Below are 16,586 nucleotides of genomic sequence, written 5' to 3'. Positions count from 1 at the left end.
GCTTTCCTTAACCGACGCTGTGTTCAAGACTAATGGCGAGGAGTTTCTGGGCTTCAACGGCAAATTCCAGCGGCAGTTCAGAGAACACGTCCTTACAGAAGCCGTTAACAATCATTGAAATCGCATCTTCTTCACTGATCCCGCGTTGCAGGCAGTAGAACAGCTGATCTTCACCGATACGTGACGTAGTCGCCTCATGCTCGAGCTGGGCGCTGTTATTGCGGCATTCGACATAGGGGAAGGTATGCGCCCCGCAGTCCGCACCAATCAGCATGGAGTCGCACTGGGTAAAGTTACGTGCGTTGGTGGCTGTCGGCATGATTTTCACCAGCCCGCGATAGCTGTTCTGGCTGTGACCGGCAGAGATCCCTTTGGAGATGATGGTCGATTTGGTGTTTTTACCGATGTGGATCATCTTGGTGCCGGTATCGGCCTGCTGATGACCGCTGGTCAGTGCCACGGAGTAAAACTCACCGATGGAGTTGTCGCCGCGCAGAATACAGCTCGGGTATTTCCAGGTAATGGCGGAGCCGGTTTCTGACTGCGTCCAGGACATCTTACTGTTTTCACCTTCGCACAGCGCACGCTTGGTGACGAAGTTCAGAATACCACCGGTGTTGCCATCGCCCGGGAACCAGTTCTGTACCGTAGAGTATTTCACTTCCGCGTCTTTATGGATGATCACCTCTACCACCGCCGCGTGCAGCTGGTAGCTGTCGCGCACCGGCGCCGAACAACCTTCGATATAGCTGACGTAGCTGCCTTCATCGGCCACCAGGATGGTGCGTTCAAACTGGCCGGTTTTTTCCGCGTTGATGCGGAAATAGGTTGAGAGCTCCATCGGGCAGCGCACACCTTTAGGCACGTAGATAAAGGTGCCGTCTGACGCCACCGCCGCATTCAGTGCCGCGAAGAAGTTATCGTTACTGGGTACCACGGTGCCAATGTACTTTTTCACCAGCTCCGGGTGATCGTGAATGGCTTCCCCAAAGGAGCAGAAAATTATCCCCTGCTCCGCCAGCTTTTCACGGTAGGTGGTTGCCACCGAGACGGAGTCAAAAATGGCGTCCACCGCCACCTCTTTACCTTCGCGCACGGGCACGCCGAGCTGATTGAAGGCCTCTTCCACCTCTTTACTCAGGAAGCTGTTCTCGGCACCGGTTTGCTGTACCGCGCCGGGCTGCGAGGCACAGGTATCATCGCAGCTGCCGCATGAGGGCGCGGAGTAGTAGCTGTAATCCTGATAGTTCAGCTTATCGTAATGCGCTTTCAGCCAGTGGGGTTCTTCCATCTCCAGCCACGCGCGGAATGCGCTCAGGCGAAAGTCCAGCATCCACTCCGGCTCGTTACGTTTCGCCGAAATGGCGCGCACGACCTCTTCGTTGATGCCTTTCGCCAGCTCATCGGTTTGCAGCTGCGTGAAGAAACCCTCTTTATAGTTGAGGTGTCCGCCGCTCCAGGTGTTTACATCACTCGTTGCTTCAGTATTACGAGACATAGTACCGCCTATACCCCAAAGCTTTCGCCGCAGCCGCATTCGTTCTGGGCTTTCGGGTTATGAAATTTGAATAACTGGTTTAAACCTTCCCGAACGTAGTCGACTTCGGTTCCATCAATAAACGGCATAGCCTGTAGCGCGACGTATAACTTTGCACCGTCGGTTTCAAAGACCAGATCGTCCTTTTTGGGTTCGGTTACGGTATCCAGCACGTAGCCAAATCCTGCGCAGCCCGTCTGCTTAACGCCTAAGCGTACGCCGAGGATGTCGGGATTTTTTGCCACCAGCTCATGAATATGCGCCGCCGCCGCGGGCGTCAGCGTTAAGCCACGCCAGGCAAAATCGGCCGGATTGAAGGTTTCTGAATGCAGTTCCATAGGTCCACCTCATCTGATAAGCCACCAGGGCATAACACCATGTTAGTGATAACGATTATCACTTCAACCCCCTGCGAGCAGGGGCTTTGGGCTAAACCGCCCTTTTTGGCTACTTTCATTAAGCATAGACCCTGTGACGGGATGCGGATGGGTGGGTTAGTTTTGTTCAATGCATTGATAAATAATGCATTTCATAAGAAAGGCGGTAAGGTGGCGGGCAATAATAAAAATTGTATTGAAAATACCTATTTTTGAGATAGCTAAAGTACGCCCAGGCATCATATACATTTTTTACGTATGCCTCCCCCTTAAGCCAGGTTCTTTTTAATTATTTTTTGCCTTACCTGGGCGCGCATAAAGACGTTTGATGGATAAGTTAACCATTATTTATCAGTCTGATAGTGGTTAAATTCCGATCATGATTAATTACATAAACTCGTCCCTTTTCGGCGTAATGTTTCCCTTGTTAACCATTTATTCAGTAAGGGATTAAATTATGTGGAGTGCCCATAAAGCCGCAGTTCATGCTCGCCAGCATGCAGGTCAGTATAGCCAGAAAAGATGTGCAGAATTTGTTTCAAAATCCATTCGCGCCGGCGGTGCTAATCTACAGAACACACATTATGCTAAGGATATGAAAAGCAATTTAATTCTGGCGATCCTGCTTCTGCCCACTCTCGCATCAGCTGCACAGAAGTTACCCCCTGAGGTATCCGCTGCCCTTCAGTTTAATAAGTGGTACATTTCGCAAATTATTATCGGGAAAGAGCCCCTGAAAAACTATGAAGCGCTGAGGCCATATGTGACCCGCGAAACCATCAGCAACTTAAAGCCATGGATAAGTTGAATCCAGATGAATATGACGTGCCTGACGTCGATTTGTTCATCAAGGCTCAGGGATATGAAGATGACTGGGACATCGTCAGTGCGCGGGCGCTGGATTACGATGCCGCCTGTATGCAGGTTTATATCTCATTCGGCAAAAAGCGGGATCACACCGTGATTGACTGCATGCTCAAGGAAGATGGCGTGTGGAAAGTTGAATCCGTGGCCAGTATGAATATTTCAGACAACCTGATGATGGAATAAACCGACGATATGACAGGGGTACTGATGCTATGCATCTTCGCGGATACCCCTGTCGTATCGCCAGAAAGCAAAAATCCCGCGCTGGCGGTTTACCGTTGGCCCCCTTAACATCAGTGATGGAACGAGACGGCGAAACCCTGTTCACGCCAGTGGTCGAGCTGCTCCTGTTGACGAGGCGTAGGTGCTTTACCGGTCCAGACGAAAATTTTTTGTCCAGGGAAAAGTTCCGGACGTGGAGAATCAATCGGTTCAGCCAGCACGTCGATATGCCAGCCCTTGTAGGCAAGACGGGCCGCTTCCAGCCACAAATGCGTACGGTCGTCGCACTCCCATCCAACCAGTAGCGCATCTTTACCTGCTTTTTTTCGTGATTCAACCAGGCTAGTAACGGCAAACTCAATCAGGACACCGTCGAGCAGGCTCGCCATATGACGCACCGTATTCTGATCCTGATTCATTCGCTGACGCACAGGGGTGATGATGTTATCTATCAGAACATCCATCGCATGGTCGCGGCGGAACTCACTGATTTTGGCGCGCAGTTTTGCCGGATTGGCATAGCGCAGAACGGTTAACATCTCTTCCTGAAACGATGCCCAGTTCCCATGCGTCATCACTTCTGTATTTTCAAGAAGCGCTTTTACTTTACCGACCGAAACACCCGTTTTCATCAGGCGTTTGATCTCTTCGATACGCAGGATATCTTCATCGTCAAACTGACGATGACCCCCTTCACTTCGCTGCGGCTTCAACAATCCATAACGGCGCTGCCAGGCACGCAGCGTAACGGGGTTGATACCGCATCGTTCGGCCACTTCGCCGATACTGTAATAGGCCATTAACTCCCTCACGCACAATACTTCCATACCTAACCAAACCAACCTTATCAGATTGTACAAATCATTTGTATAACTAACTCCTCGTTCTGAGACAAGTGAATGGCTCAACGAACCCCTCACTCGTTAATGTATTGTTGTATAAATTTAGCCGTACGTACAGGTCACTTTTAAGAGTTACGTACAGGTTTTTATAAATCGTACTTTTTCTCGGGCCAGGCAATCGCCGGAATGCCCCCCAGACGCGGGCTGGCGAAAAGGTGTCCCTGGAACTGAGAAATCCCGGCGGATTCCAGCCACATCCACTCTTCAGCCAGCTCTACACCTACCGCACAGAACAGGATTTCCAGGGACGCACAGCATTTAATGATCGACTGAATGATCGCCTGACGCGGGCCGCTCTTGTGCACGTTGGCAATCAAATCACGGTTGATCTTGATTCTGTCCGGCTGGAACTGGGCCAGCAGTTGCAGACCGGCGAATCCCGCGCCAAAGTGATCGATGGCCACGCTGATCCCGGCGCTTTTAAGCTGCCTGACCGCGCTGGTGAACTCTTCAAAGCGCGAGATGGCCTCGCTCTCGGTGAACTCGACTACAATTTGCTCCGGCACAAAACCGTTCGCCTCAATTGCCGTCAGTAAAAAATCGACGGCGCCAGGAACATTGACCAGCGTCATCGGCAGCAGATTAATGGACAACGTTTGAGTCTGTAGGCCCAGCGCGCTTGCCATCGACAAAGCCACCTGTTTACTCTTCAGATCCGATTCGTACAGCGCCTCACGCGACAGGTTGGCAAAATAGCTTTCCGGAGACTCACCGGACGGCGTGCGGATCAGGGCTTCCCAGGAAACAACCTGCTGCATAAACGGATCGACGATAGGTTGAAACGCGAAACTACAGTCCGCCCCCATTGCCACTACCGTCGGCTGGGAGGATAACGGCGTGTTTTCGATGACAAACTCCCAGGCGTCAGCCGGAGGCAGCTCAAAGTAGTTGGCTTTTTCAGTGGCCTCAACGAAGGTGCGGAAAAATTGCAGGGCGCGATCGTTATAGGTTAGCTGATAGCGGCTTGTGCCTTTATCAAGAACCTGTTGCAGCACTTCGTTGGTGTCGTACTGACGAAGGTCGAAGAGCTCCATACCCACATTGCCAAAACGTCTTGAAGGCCCGTGATCGCTCAACAATTCGACCACGTTGTGATGCCGTGGGTCACGGCAAATGAGCTCATAGATCTCCTTAACGTTATCAGCGGGCCCTTCAAGTAACTGAAAAAAGTGTGTGCCGTTAAACAGCAAAATCCCCGTCACATCGAACTGGCGATTTCTACAATTTGCAGCAGCGACCATGTCTTCCAGCGCTTTCACTGGAACGTCCTCGCAGATATGACTGCGGTAAATGATGGTTGTGAGCATGCTAATCCTGAAGATTGAGGGGGTGACCACGAAAACACGTGGGGAAAGCTCTGTTATAGCACATTAATTGCCCAACAAATAATTTACATCTCAACGATTTACACGGCTTTTTTGCGTCATTCACGGACTTGTACAACTCTGCGACGCCGCTTCGGATTGTACAATATATCTTGTGAATCACGCAGTAAAGTGCGTACGCATAACACCATGATAAATAAACACTTTATAAAATATATTATAAAATATTTAAAAAATTGTACATTTTAAATGTACAGATTTGAAAATTATGTATACCTTAAATGTAACGTTACTGATTACAGAATTTTACAGGAGCGAAACATGCAGCAGAACGGAAACGTCGCAGACTCAGCAACAGCGATTGCGCAGTACTTCGAAAAAGCCGCGCTTCCAACCCAACAGGAAACCCTGGGTCAGGTTGTTGTTGAAATCCTTAGCGATGGGCGGAATCTGAATCGCAAATCGCTCTGCACAAAACTGTTGAGTCGCCTTGAAAGGGCCAATGGTCCGGAAGAGGAACATCATTATCACCTGCTTCTTGGTCTGCTCTTCGAACGCTAATGTTATGAACAGCAGTGATGCGGACCGACTGATCGACCAGCTTATTGGAGAAGCCGCTCTTTCACTTTTGAAGGAGCGCGGTCCCGTGACGACCGAGGGATTGGTTCAGCGTCTGCGTAACATGCAAGCCTGTGAGACGGATCCCCAGCGGCGGGAGACATTAGCGAGGGTGATAGCTGAAATCAGCACAGGCACTGTCGCTTTTAAAGGTCGCAGAACCGCACAAGGACGAATACAGAGAGAGGGATCTCTCAAAAATAATCGAGACAATGTAGTGCCGTTATTTGGAAATGGAAAACCGTCCGATCCCAAAAAGATGCATTGACTACAACTTTACAGCAACGGTGAGAACAAATGAGACAAAATATTCAGCTTCAACCCGAATACCACTCCGCCTTTTTAGATAGCGCGTTGTCGGAGTATTTCCGTCACGCAGGCGATCGCTTTGCTGAAGAGTCTGCCATTTTTTCGACTGCGGTTCGTTGTGTTCTCGCTTCTGAAGGTCATCTGACCAACAAAGCGATCATTCTCTGGCTGATCCAGACGCTGGAAACCACCGACGATGTCGTTAAGGCGGATGTGATCCGCAAGACGCTGGAAATTGTTGTCGGTTATACCATGGACGATCTTTAACACCTCTCCCTTCCCATCCCTACGGATAGCGTGTCATCGTCAATTCTGACGAACAGACTGACGATGACACACCCTCTCTTCCCTGACGCCCTGTTAATCAAGCACGCTGAATGTGGCATGGATCCTGCTTAGTCCGCTAAGGGACTGGGCTTTCCAGTAAACATTGCTTCATTTCTTAACAGGTCTGTTATTGATGAAAAAAATCGCCAGCGTCTGCCCTTACTGCGGTGCAGGCTGCAAACTAAACCTCGTCGTGAAAAATAACCGGATTATCCGTGCCGAAGCCGCTGATGGCGTAACCAATCAGGGCACGCTTTGCCTGAAAGGATTCTACGGCTGGGACTTTCTTAACGACACACGGCTGCTTACCCCCCGTCTGACGCAGCCCATGATCCGCTACAGCAAAGGCGAGTCCTTTACCCCTGTTACCTGGGAAGAGGCCATTCGCTATACTGCTCACAGGCTTAAAAGCATCAAAGATCAGTACGGCCCTCGATCCATTATGACCACGGGGTCCTCGCGGGGAACGGGCAATGAGACCAACTATGTGATGCAAAAATTTGCCCGTGCGGTGCTGAACACTAACAACGTCGACTGCTGCGCCCGCGTCTGTCACGGTCCGTCCGTTGCCGGTTTACAGGAGACCCTCGGCAACGGTGCTATGAGCAATTCCATTAACGATATTGAAAACTCAAAATGCCTGCTGGTGTTCGGCTATAACTGCGCCGACTCTCACCCCATCGTCGCCCGACGCGTGCTTAAAGCACGTGAAAATGGCGCAAAAATCATCGTCTGCGATCCGCGTCATATTGAAACGGCACGCATTGCCGATCTTCATCTTCAGTTGAAAAACGGCAGTAACATGGCGCTGGTCAATGCCTTTGGCTATGTCCTGCTTGAAGAGGAACTGTACGACAAAAACTACGTTGCCCGCTTCACAGAAGGGCTTGAGGCTTACCGACTGACGGTAAAAGATTACGCACCCGAGCAGGTTGAACATCTGACGGGCATTCCCGCGCGGGATGTTCGTCAGGCAATGCGCATGTTCGCGGCGGCGCCTTCAGCAACGGTAATGTGGGGAATGGGCGTTACGCAGTTTGGTCAGGCGGTTGATGTGGTGAAAGGTCTCTCCAGCCTGGTGCTGCTCACCGGCAACCTGGGCCGCCCTGCAGTCGGCGTAGGTCCGGTTCGCGGGCAAAATAACGTTCAGGGTGCCTGCGATATGGGCGTTTTGCCCAATATGTTCCCCGGCTACCAGGATGTCACTGACCCGGCGGTCAGACTGAAATTTGCCGATGCGTGGAAAATCAATGTCAGCCGGATGGACGATCGCGTCGGGACGCGTATCACCGAAGTGCCGCATCTCGCGCTGGAAGGTAAGATCAAAGCCTATTACATCATGGGGGAAGATCCGCTTCAGACAGAAGCCGATCTGGGCCTGGTCCGCCGCGGCTTTGAGTCCCTCGATTTTGTGGTGGTTCAGGACATCTTTATGACCAAAACGGCAGAGGTGGCTGACGTACTGCTCCCTGCCACGTCATGGGGAGAACATGCTGGCGTGTTCACCTGTGCCGATCGCGGCTTCCAGCGTTTTGGCAAGGCCATTGAGGCCAGCGGCAACGTCAAGCGCGACTGGGAGATCATCAGCCTGCTGGCCACGGAGATGGGCTATCCCATGCATTACGAGAATAACCAGCAGATCTGGGACGAAATGCGCGAGCTGTGCCCCCTCTTCTACGGCGTGACCTACGAAAAAATGGGCGAGATGGGCCATGTCCAGTGGCCCTGCCCAACCCTTGATCATCCCGGCACACCCTATCTGTACAGGGATAATCAGTTCGACACCCCCACTGGCAAAGGCCAGCTGTTTGCTGCCCCCTGGCGCGCTCCGGCCGAGACACCGGATACGGATTACCCGCTGGTACTTTGCACGGTGCGCGAAGTCGGTCACTACTCCTGTCGCTCAATGACCGGGAACTGCGCGGCGCTGCAAAGCCTGGCCGACGAGCCGGGCCGGGTGCAAATGAACCCGGCCGACGCGGATGAGCGTGGGATCGCCGACGGCCAATTGGTCTGGGTACGTTCACGCCGGGGTAAAGTGATCACGCGCGCCAGCATCAGCGAGCGCATCAATGCGGGAGCAATCTATATGACCTACCAGTGGTGGATTGGCGCCTGTAATGAGCTGACGCAGGATAATCTAGACCCGATCTCCAGAACGCCTGAAACGAAATATTGCGCCGTGCAGATGGAGGCGATCGAGGACCAGCGCTGGGCGGAGGATTTTGCGGCTTCTGCGTACCAGACCATGAAGACGCGGTTGATCGCTGCGGTTAACGTTTAAATGCATTGCCGGGTGGTGGCTATCACTGCCCGGCCAGCTATCCGCTGGCGTTTTACGCTATCTGTTCTGCATAATTATTTTCAAGGTAATCGCGAAGCAGGTTCGGACGGCTCTTTTTCTCCATCAACCTTCTCAACAGTACGATCAGCTCGTAATCGCTACGCAGATTAAATTTTTGCATCAGCATATATTTATGGGTAAAGACCGTTTTCTGGCTCATCTCCAGCGCCTGAGCGGTCTGTACTACCGACAGCCCTCGGTAAAAATTGACCAGAATACGAATTTGTTGCCGGGATAACCCTTTATGCTGGCAGTCGAAGCAGTTATGTTTAGTCCATGTATAACCCGGTAATTGCGTCCTGAACCACGCGATAAACAGTACGCCACTGATACGATCAAGCGATGCACGGCGAGGGAGAAAAATAATGTCCTGAAAGCAGGAGGGCAACGCCGAAAAGCGCAGTTCATCGTCGACAAACCCTAGCACAATCCCTTTTTGCCGGGCGAGTAACTCGGGAAAACAGGTTAGTGTTTCACCCTGGCATAATGACAGGACAATAATATCGGCCTGACTGACGTTTTCATGGGTCAGCGCCAGGTTAAATGTGATGGCACGATGAAAGTTATGTTTAAAAAAATCCTCGAAAAATTCATGTAGCCCAGCCTGAAAAAATAGATCGGTTTCCTGAATCAGAATATTTAACATAGCTCATACCAACGTCTTTAAAAAAGGCATATCACCGGCGCTCAGTTGTACTGCATCGTCATCACCACAACTGCACTGATGCTTCCCGGCGTGACGCCACCCGTCACGGATTTAACCGAGGCCTGCATAGCCATTGTCGCGGTTCTGTCGGCACCAATAGTTTGAGTCATGCCAGAGCCTGTTCCTTTAAGCGTACCCGTTTGGGCATCGCGCATGGCTATCGCCACGTGCGTGGCCGAACCGCTGTTCATAAAATAGTCCGCGCCCGCCGCGGGATCGGGGCTGCCAGTAAAAGAGACGGTCACACTTTGCGTTCCCGTTGGGCACTGGGTGAACAGCAGACTAAATGGCACCGGATCCGATGTTGAGCCCGGCGTCGCCATATTGGTTGCCTGAATATTGCCCAGATTGACATCGAGGCTGTTACTCCCGCCATTAAATATGCACGGCGACGCAACGATATTTCCCGTCACACCGATGTTGACGCTATCAGCGGTGAAAGCCTTCCCGCTGAGTAAAGCCAGTAACAGCAGTGTCCCGTATATTATTTTCATCTTCGTACCTGCTACTGATAGGACAAATTAAGGGTGGCGGAGGCATTTGCTGAACCTGACTCCACGCGGTTCAACGTCTGGTAATATCGGGCCGTTAACGGCAATGTATCTTGCCCGCCGGCAGACTGCCGCAAGAATAGTCGGCTGTTCATCACCAGCGGCACACCGTTATAGATAAGCTGCACCCCAACCCCTTTTGCGGTGCCGGCATTTCCCTGCCCGGTTAAGGCCATCACGCTGGTATTGGCGCTGTCCGGATTCTGTATTCCACTGAGCGAGACCGTAATATTGGTTCCGGCGGCGCAGGTTAAGCCCAGGTTTTGCGTGTTCTGTGCTCCCGCTGGCGTGGTGCCCACCACGGTGCCGAACGCCGAGGCGGGGATATCCCCGATCGGAAACGTCAGCTGTGACGTATTCACCGTGCACGCCATGGCATTAATGGTTCCGGCGGTGAGCTGCGTGGTCAGGCCGTCACGATAGATGCCGTCGCTCCCCTGAAGCGTCACGACGCCGATCGCCCCCGGGGTTAACGCCCCCGATGAGACCGGGCCAGTCACCACCAGCTCAATCCTCCCGCCATACCAGTCGACATAGGAGGTCTGCGCATTGTACGAGAACGTATTGCTCGGGTTTTCAAAATAGGCGTTGGAGGAAAAGCGTATGCCTATCCCGCTGACGTTAGTGTTGTAAACATGATTGCCGTAGCTGCTCAACGTGGCGCTGTTGTAGCGCATGCTGAATCCCAGCATCAGCGGATTAGCACATCCAGTAAGATAGGAACCGGTGGCTGTCGCCGCGCCGGAAAAGACCACCGTGCCGACAGGCGCATCACGCTGCACGTTAATCGTCCCCACGGACAGGGTTGACAGCTGCGGCGTGATGGTGGTGCACGTACCGGCACGGGCGAGGTTTCCCGCCGCGAGCAAACAGAGAAGCAAAATCACGATAAGCCATTTCATGTTAACGTTCCTGACGGCAGGAGGCGCGCATGTCAGCGATCCCACCGAATGTTGAGTGTGTCGGCAGGCTGAAATCAGCGCGGCATTGCTGGCTGGGCTGACTCCCCCATGTCGCGACTAACGTCCCCTCCTCGCGCATACCGGTTAAATAAACCTGACCGCGATCGCCCACAATAAAACTGCTGCTCTCATCACCGACAAGGGTGACCACCGCCCCAAACGGCACGGCGCGTTCGTTGTCGGTCAAGGTCATCAGCACCCGGCGACCTGACTTCGGCAAATAATCGGCTCTCACCACCGCTCCCCGCGTCGGCGTCACCGTGCGGGTGTTGATCTCCAGTTCGACATCCTCCGGCATATTTTCCGGATCGAGAGTGAGATCGTTTTTTCGGTAGACCGAAAGGTTGCTCACGACCGTATAACCGCGAAAATCTGTCCGTACACCGGGCTGATTGCGGATATCCACGCCGTGGGCGCCAGGGGCTTTAATTAAGGCGTTGGTCTCCCCCAGCGGCTGAGAAAGCGTGATGCCATCAGCATGGGCGAGAATGCCGCCTTGTAGCCCGTAATTCAGGCGTTCACTGTTTTTGTCATAACCATACCCCGCCGTGGCTTCGCCATAGGTGCCTCTGTAGTCCGCGTTAACGCTGCCGGTATAGCCCACGCCCTCTGTGCCGTATCCCTGCTGCACGTTCCAGTTCAGGGCTCGGTTTTCGAGAGCCACCCCGTTCAGACCGATGCTGTGTGTCATCCCGTTATTCCTGCTGGCGTTCATGCCATAGTTCGCCCATGTCTGCGGCAAAAATTTATCCAGCGGAATGCTGATGTTGAACGCCAGAAGCTGGTCGTGATCAGCGTTTTTTTGGTTGTCGCGGGTTTCTGACGCTGAGCGGACATTTTTGCTGTAGGTCCATGTCAGGCCATAGCTGATGTTGTGCCAGTAGTTGCTATAGCCGACGCTCCACGAAGCCATCGACTTACCGTCATTCCAGTAATCTTCCTGCGCCGCACTGAGGGTAAGCGCGCCCAGGTTGTCCCCCAGCGTCTGGCTCATCGTCAGCTCGGCACGGTTACGTCGCCTGTCCTGAAGCGCGCTGCTGTCGCCGTACGAATCGAGTACCTCCTGCATCCCGTAATAGCCGCGGGTCGAGTAGCGATACCCGGCAATCGAAAAGTTCGTCCCGGTATTAATAAAATTCTTGCTGTATCGGGCCCGCCACGACTGACCGCTTGTTTTCGCGGCATGCTCCGGCGTTGACCAGCCCTGGGTGAGGTCTGCGGATATCGCCCCGAGAACGCCCATGTTCTTGCCCACCCCCAGAGCCGCCGACTGGTACTTATCTGCCCGCTGGACGCCGCCATAGAGCGTGAGGCCGTAAGGGAGGCCGTAGATTCCGGTCAGTTGCCCGAAGGGGGTTTTCTCCACGCTACGGTTATACGATCGATACTGCCCGGCAGTAAGGGCATATTTCAGGCGCCCCTCCCGTTGCAGGACCGGCAGCGAAGCGTACGGCAGGGTGAAATGTTGCTCACTGCCATCGGCTTCGACGATCGTGACTTCAAGATCGCCCGCGCCGCCGGTGGGATACATATCCGCGATCTCAAACGCGCCCGGCGCCACATAGCTTTGGTAGATTTGATAGCCATTCTGACGCACCACGACCTGCGCGTTAGTTCGCGCAATACCGCGCACCACCGGCGCATAGCCTTTCAGGGAATCCGGTAGCATGTCGTCGTCGGACGCCAGCTGGACGCCGCGAAAAGGCATGCTGTCAAAGACATCGGCAGGGGCGGAACTGTCTCCGAGCGTAAGCTGGGCTTGCAGGGGAATAATCGCGCGCTGCATCAAGGTATAGACATTGTCCCACTTATCCTGGCCGGACGCATCGCGGGACCAGGTGGTGTAGTTGCGTAACCGCCAGGGACCGACGTTGATCCCCGGTCGCAGGTTTGCATACTGACTGTCGCTGCGGGTGCCTGCCCCGCTTCTTGCCCGGCTGTTCGCGCCGCTCAGGCTGTAGTTGAGCATGGCCGCGGTAATGCCTTCATCCCACATCTCCGGCGGAACGTAACCTCTCGCTGGCAGATCTATGGCCGCCTGTGGGATGCTGATTGCCAGACGCTGGGCGCCAAACTGGAAGTCCGCGCTGGCCTGTGGAATCGCCTTGAGATCGGCGCATTCTCCTTGCCCGGCGTCGAGCTGCGGGAAAAGCGCCGTTTTCACGCCCCACGCTTTTAACTGCCTGATACTCAGGCACGGCTGCAACGTTTCACTGCCGTTAGCATCCTTCCCTGCCATGAAACGAATATCCCGCGTTTCCAGCAGCCGCTCGTCAAGAATAATATCCACGTGGTACGTCCCGGGTGCCTGCGAGCCGGATTCAAAGGCAGATAAATCCGCTTTTCCCATTCCGGGATTATCCAGTTCTACCAGTTCCGTATTAAACGTCTCACTGGCCCACAGTGTGGGAGAGAAACCCGCAAGCGCGAGGGCAATGAATATTGCCAGGCGCGCAGGCTGCACTGTATTAAATGCCGTTGTCATGACGAGCACCCGATTAATGCAAAGGGATCACAAACTGGCCCGGTGTAATTCGCCAGGATTGCCATAATCGTTAATGACTTTAAACGTCAGCGTATTGCCATTGGTCCCATTCGGTAACGGGAAACGAACTGAGCCTGAAGGCATTACGTACGTGACATCGTCAAGTTTTTTACCCCCGACCGTTATTTCATTGAAATTGATAACGTACGGCGTAGGGTTATTTACCTGCAGAGCATTTCCCGCACGATGCCAGGTTAATTTGTTGGTTTGTTCCTCAGGGGTAGACGCACGAAGGCTCTCTGGCCGATAAATAAGTTTAATCCGCGTTTTGACGGCAATTTGCAGCGAGTTCATCTGCTTTGAAGCTGATGGAATAGCTTTAATGTTCAGCCAGAATAAACTCTCCTGCCCCTGAGGCAGCGAGCCTGTCATGACAATACGCTCAAGGTTTTTTTGCCCGCCATCCAGCCGATACAGCGGAGGCGTAATAATAAAAGGCGCTTTACCGGATTGCCCATCCTGAACATCAATCCACGACTGGATTAAATAAGGAACGTCATCAGGATTGGTGATACTTATTGACGCTTCTTTTTTTGCCCCATCGAAAATAATGCGGGTGCCGCCAATAACTACTCCAGCACTGGCGGATGTTAACGTCAGCGATAACAGCGCCATCGCCAGGCCAGTTGTCGTTATAAAACGCATTTCAATACCTCATAAAACAAGGGGCCGGGAAGCCCCCTGCTAATTACTGCCAATGACTTAGTTGTAAACCACTGAGAAGTTCGCGACCGAGTTAGCCGGGCCCGCAGTCACGGACGCTGCGGTGGAGATATACTGCGCGTAGAAGTTCAGCGTATTATCAGCCGTACTGCTGAGCGCGTAGGTATAGCTGTTGCTGCCGTACAGCGGCAGATCGGCTTTATCTGCAGTCATCAGGTTAATCGCTACCCCTGTGGCCGCCCCCGCCACGGACGTATCAATCGCCAGCAGGCTGGCGTTGGTTAAATCCGGCGTACCGTCAAAACGGACTTTTGCATTGGTGACCGTCACAGGACAGTTTTTCAAAATAATATTAAACTGCGTCGCAGCCGTTCTGGCTCCCGCCGTCGGGAATTCCGTTTTATAATAATCGCCCAATACCACCACCTGGTTCTGAGATGCCACATCTACGTCGCAGGCAGAATCCAGAATATTTCCGTTAAAATTAACGGTACCTGCCGCTGCAAATGCATTGGTCATGGTGAGTACAGAACCTGCCGCTAACATTGCCATCATCATTTTTTTATTCATAATTCTCTTTCCTGTATTACTTTATTTATTACCGATATTCAGTTGCAGAAACAAAACCCCTTTCGACGAATCAAAATTTATACAACTCTTTTTCTACGCACAATCGATTTTAGGGTCTAGCTGTAGACTCTCTTTTAACAAAAACAAAACAAATTACTTTGGAAATATCTTAACAATAAAGTCCCCAGTCTACTTTTAGACCTAAGTCAAAAATGTATCAAATTCAACTAATTAACACTCATTAATAGGCAAGTCTATAATTAGACTCGACGAAAATATTCCCTGACTAACTGTTTTTTAAGATAATTCTTTATGTCGATCAAAAAATGATCGCATCAGTGTATGAGGCCTCTTATGAACACCCGTATTGCGCCCGTTTCAGGCAATGAAATAACAACAGTGCTTGGCGCTAAGCCTCTTAAGCACATTGAAAAAATAATTGATAATGTTTTGCCGCATACGGAAAGATGCATCATGGCTAAAGGTGAAGTCATCCATTATTATTCCGGTGATATCCGCCAGTGCTTTTTACTGTTACATGGCAGCGTGGCATTGCATCGTCGAGGTGACGGTATCGTCTTAAATTCCGAATCCGCACCTTTTATACTCGGCGTGAGCAGCCAGTTTTCTTCTGAGCACCTCTACGTAAGAGCGCTGGAAACTTCAGAGGTGGCTAGCGTTACGCTGGAGCGTTTTAATCACGTAGTCGCACAACAGAATTTATGGGAGTCCTTCTCGAACCTGCTGATCTATACCGCATCGCGCGTTTACGAACATTGTGCCCAGATATCGCAGATGTCGGCTTACGACATTATCCGCTTTCAGCTGGTAGAACTGATGCAGGAGCCGGAAGCCATAAGACAAAGCATTACCGCCGCAGCCTATATCAAAAGCCGCACCTATCTTTCACGCAGCGGCATTATGCGGATCCTGGCGGAGTTGCGGACGGGGAAATACATCACTATGGAGCGCGGCGTGCTAATCGAGATCCATCACTTACCCCGCAAGTACTGAGGCTGTTTTTATCTCTGGAGAAGGTGGAAAATAAGAGCGACACTATAGAAAGTACAGTCTCTTTCCAGGTTAACGCTATGTCTTCTGACAAACCATCGCATCGCGGCTCTCCCTATGCCCAGGAACTGATTTCCCACTTACAGCCGCACTGCGCCACGTATAAAACCGATCCCGGTGAGCAACTTGATCTCCAGGTTAACGGGCAGAGTATGTGTTATTTAATTCTCGAGGGCACAATCGCGATATACAGAAGAAGCGATGACATGATGCTTACCACCGCGCGCAGTCCCGCCCTGTTTGGCCTCGCTAACCTGACGGACATATATTTTAACGATTATCTCAAAACGGTGACGCCATGCCTGATCGGCGTGCTAGCAACCGATCGGGTGGCAGAAGTTATCAAAGAGAAGGCGTTATGGGGGCTGCTTTCTAATCATCTGATGTTTGTCTATAACCGCCTTTATCACAACGTCATGCCGAAAGGTGCGCCAACGGCTTACGAGATGATTCGTCAGCAGCTCATGATGCTGATGCAGGAAGATGACAACTACCGACGCAGCGTGACGGCGGAAAGGTACATCCGGGATAAAACCCGGCTTTCCCGCAGCGGCGTAATGCGGATACTGGCTGACCTGAAAACGGGCGGGTTCATCGAAATGGAAGAAGGCCGGCTCATTAAAATTAACAAACTGCCTGCCAAATACTGAGTTTCAGACACAAAAAAGGCCGCGCGGGCGGCCTTTTCTT

Annotated in this window: 18 protein-coding genes; 8 read left to right on the top strand and 10 right to left on the bottom strand. The window is 52.2% G+C overall.

The window, feature by feature from the left end; translation table 11 throughout:
* Positions 1-7 precede the first annotated feature (7 nt).
* Positions 8-1,498 carry a Fe-S cluster assembly protein SufB gene (gene sufB / locus ACQG03_RS09525; RefSeq protein WP_063163269.1) on the bottom strand — a complete coding sequence of 497 codons (1,491 nt, stop codon included), beginning with the start codon at positions 1,496-1,498 and terminating at the stop codon, positions 8-10.
* A gap of 8 nt (positions 1,499-1,506) precedes the next feature.
* On the bottom strand, positions 1,507-1,875 hold the full coding sequence (gene sufA / locus ACQG03_RS09520; RefSeq protein WP_022647873.1) for a Fe-S cluster assembly scaffold SufA: 369 nt from the start codon (positions 1,873-1,875) through the stop codon (positions 1,507-1,509).
* A 496-nt stretch (positions 1,876-2,371) separates the two neighbouring features.
* Between sufA and ACQG03_RS09515 the strand changes: the two genes are divergently transcribed.
* Together ACQG03_RS09515 and ACQG03_RS09510 are read left to right on the top strand one after the other, a co-directional pair.
* Positions 2,372-2,722 carry a hypothetical protein gene (locus tag ACQG03_RS09515; RefSeq protein ID WP_237765594.1) on the top strand — a complete coding sequence of 117 codons (351 nt, stop codon included), beginning with the start codon at positions 2,372-2,374 and terminating at the stop codon, positions 2,720-2,722.
* Positions 2,710-2,964: a hypothetical protein gene (locus ACQG03_RS09510; RefSeq protein ID WP_169806221.1), complete on the top strand. Its 255-nt coding sequence runs from the start codon at positions 2,710-2,712 to the stop codon at positions 2,962-2,964. Before ACQG03_RS09515 ends, ACQG03_RS09510 begins: the two co-directional genes overlap by 13 nt.
* Before the next feature lie 110 nt (positions 2,965-3,074).
* Here the strand turns inward: ACQG03_RS09510 and ACQG03_RS09505 are convergent, their stop codons facing one another.
* Both ACQG03_RS09505 and ACQG03_RS09500 read right to left on the bottom strand, forming a co-directional pair.
* The gene (locus tag ACQG03_RS09505; protein WP_023299929.1) at positions 3,075-3,803 is read right to left on the bottom strand and encodes a MerR family transcriptional regulator; all 729 of its coding nucleotides are present in this window, start codon (positions 3,801-3,803) and stop codon (positions 3,075-3,077) included.
* Between the two features lie 188 nt (positions 3,804-3,991).
* The gene (locus ACQG03_RS09500) at positions 3,992-5,212 is read right to left on the bottom strand and encodes a diguanylate phosphodiesterase (protein WP_058677991.1); all 1,221 of its coding nucleotides are present in this window, start codon (positions 5,210-5,212) and stop codon (positions 3,992-3,994) included.
* A 339-nt stretch (positions 5,213-5,551) separates the two neighbouring features.
* Here ACQG03_RS09500 and ycgZ point away from each other — a divergent pair, with 339 nt between their 5' ends.
* The 4 genes from ycgZ to fdhF all read left to right on the top strand — a co-directional run bounded on the left by ycgZ (position 5,552) and on the right by fdhF (position 8,768).
* Entirely contained in the window at positions 5,552-5,791 is a 240-nt protein-coding gene (ycgZ, locus tag ACQG03_RS09495) for a regulatory protein YcgZ (protein ID WP_058677990.1), read from the top strand.
* A 4-nt stretch (positions 5,792-5,795) separates the two neighbouring features.
* Positions 5,796-6,116: a hypothetical protein gene (locus ACQG03_RS09490; RefSeq protein WP_032622175.1), complete on the top strand. Its 321-nt coding sequence runs from the start codon at positions 5,796-5,798 to the stop codon at positions 6,114-6,116.
* Positions 6,117-6,145: 29 nt separating this feature from the next.
* A complete protein-coding gene (locus ACQG03_RS09485) occupies positions 6,146-6,424 on the top strand; it encodes a biofilm/acid-resistance regulator YmgB/AriR (protein ID WP_022647868.1) in 279 nt (92 codons plus the stop codon).
* A 193-nt stretch (positions 6,425-6,617) separates the two neighbouring features.
* Complete coding sequence (gene fdhF, locus ACQG03_RS09480; protein WP_063163268.1) at positions 6,618-8,768, top strand: formate dehydrogenase subunit alpha; 2,151 nt, start codon at positions 6,618-6,620, stop codon at positions 8,766-8,768.
* Positions 8,769-8,820: 52 nt separating this feature from the next.
* Here fdhF and ACQG03_RS09475 read toward each other — a convergent pair whose 3' ends face one another.
* The 6 genes from ACQG03_RS09475 to ACQG03_RS09450 are packed head-to-tail and all read right to left on the bottom strand — an operon-like array spanning position 8,821 to position 14,825.
* Complete coding sequence (locus ACQG03_RS09475) at positions 8,821-9,474, bottom strand: helix-turn-helix transcriptional regulator (protein WP_022647866.1); 654 nt, start codon at positions 9,472-9,474, stop codon at positions 8,821-8,823.
* 41 nt (positions 9,475-9,515) lie between these two features.
* Positions 9,516-10,028 carry a fimbrial protein gene (locus tag ACQG03_RS09470; protein ID WP_022647865.1) on the bottom strand — a complete coding sequence of 171 codons (513 nt, stop codon included), beginning with the start codon at positions 10,026-10,028 and terminating at the stop codon, positions 9,516-9,518.
* Between the two features lie 11 nt (positions 10,029-10,039).
* Positions 10,040-10,987 carry a fimbrial protein gene (locus ACQG03_RS09465; protein WP_063163267.1) on the bottom strand — a complete coding sequence of 316 codons (948 nt, stop codon included), beginning with the start codon at positions 10,985-10,987 and terminating at the stop codon, positions 10,040-10,042.
* A gap of 1 nt (position 10,988) precedes the next feature.
* Positions 10,989-13,532: a fimbria/pilus outer membrane usher protein gene (locus ACQG03_RS09460; protein WP_063163266.1), complete on the bottom strand. Its 2,544-nt coding sequence runs from the start codon at positions 13,530-13,532 to the stop codon at positions 10,989-10,991.
* A 27-nt stretch (positions 13,533-13,559) separates the two neighbouring features.
* Complete coding sequence (locus ACQG03_RS09455) at positions 13,560-14,237, bottom strand: fimbrial biogenesis chaperone (protein WP_022647862.1); 678 nt, start codon at positions 14,235-14,237, stop codon at positions 13,560-13,562.
* A gap of 57 nt (positions 14,238-14,294) precedes the next feature.
* The gene (locus ACQG03_RS09450; RefSeq protein WP_063163265.1) at positions 14,295-14,825 is read right to left on the bottom strand and encodes a fimbrial protein; all 531 of its coding nucleotides are present in this window, start codon (positions 14,823-14,825) and stop codon (positions 14,295-14,297) included.
* Between the two features lie 354 nt (positions 14,826-15,179).
* Between ACQG03_RS09450 and ACQG03_RS09445 the strand changes: the two genes are divergently transcribed.
* Together ACQG03_RS09445 and ACQG03_RS09440 are read left to right on the top strand one after the other, a co-directional pair.
* Complete coding sequence (locus tag ACQG03_RS09445) at positions 15,180-15,839, top strand: winged helix-turn-helix transcriptional regulator (RefSeq protein ID WP_022647860.1); 660 nt, start codon at positions 15,180-15,182, stop codon at positions 15,837-15,839.
* Positions 15,840-15,916: 77 nt separating this feature from the next.
* Positions 15,917-16,546: a helix-turn-helix domain-containing protein gene (locus ACQG03_RS09440; protein WP_023299922.1), complete on the top strand. Its 630-nt coding sequence runs from the start codon at positions 15,917-15,919 to the stop codon at positions 16,544-16,546.
* Positions 16,547-16,586: the final 40 nt, after the last annotated feature.

The sequence above is a fragment of the Enterobacter cloacae complex sp. 342H5 genome, from assembly GCF_050030905.1.
Lineage (GTDB): Bacteria > Pseudomonadota > Gammaproteobacteria > Enterobacterales > Enterobacteriaceae > Enterobacter > Enterobacter intestinihominis.
Note: the sequence above shows the minus strand (reverse complement) of the source record. Positions and strands in the feature narration are given on the sequence as shown.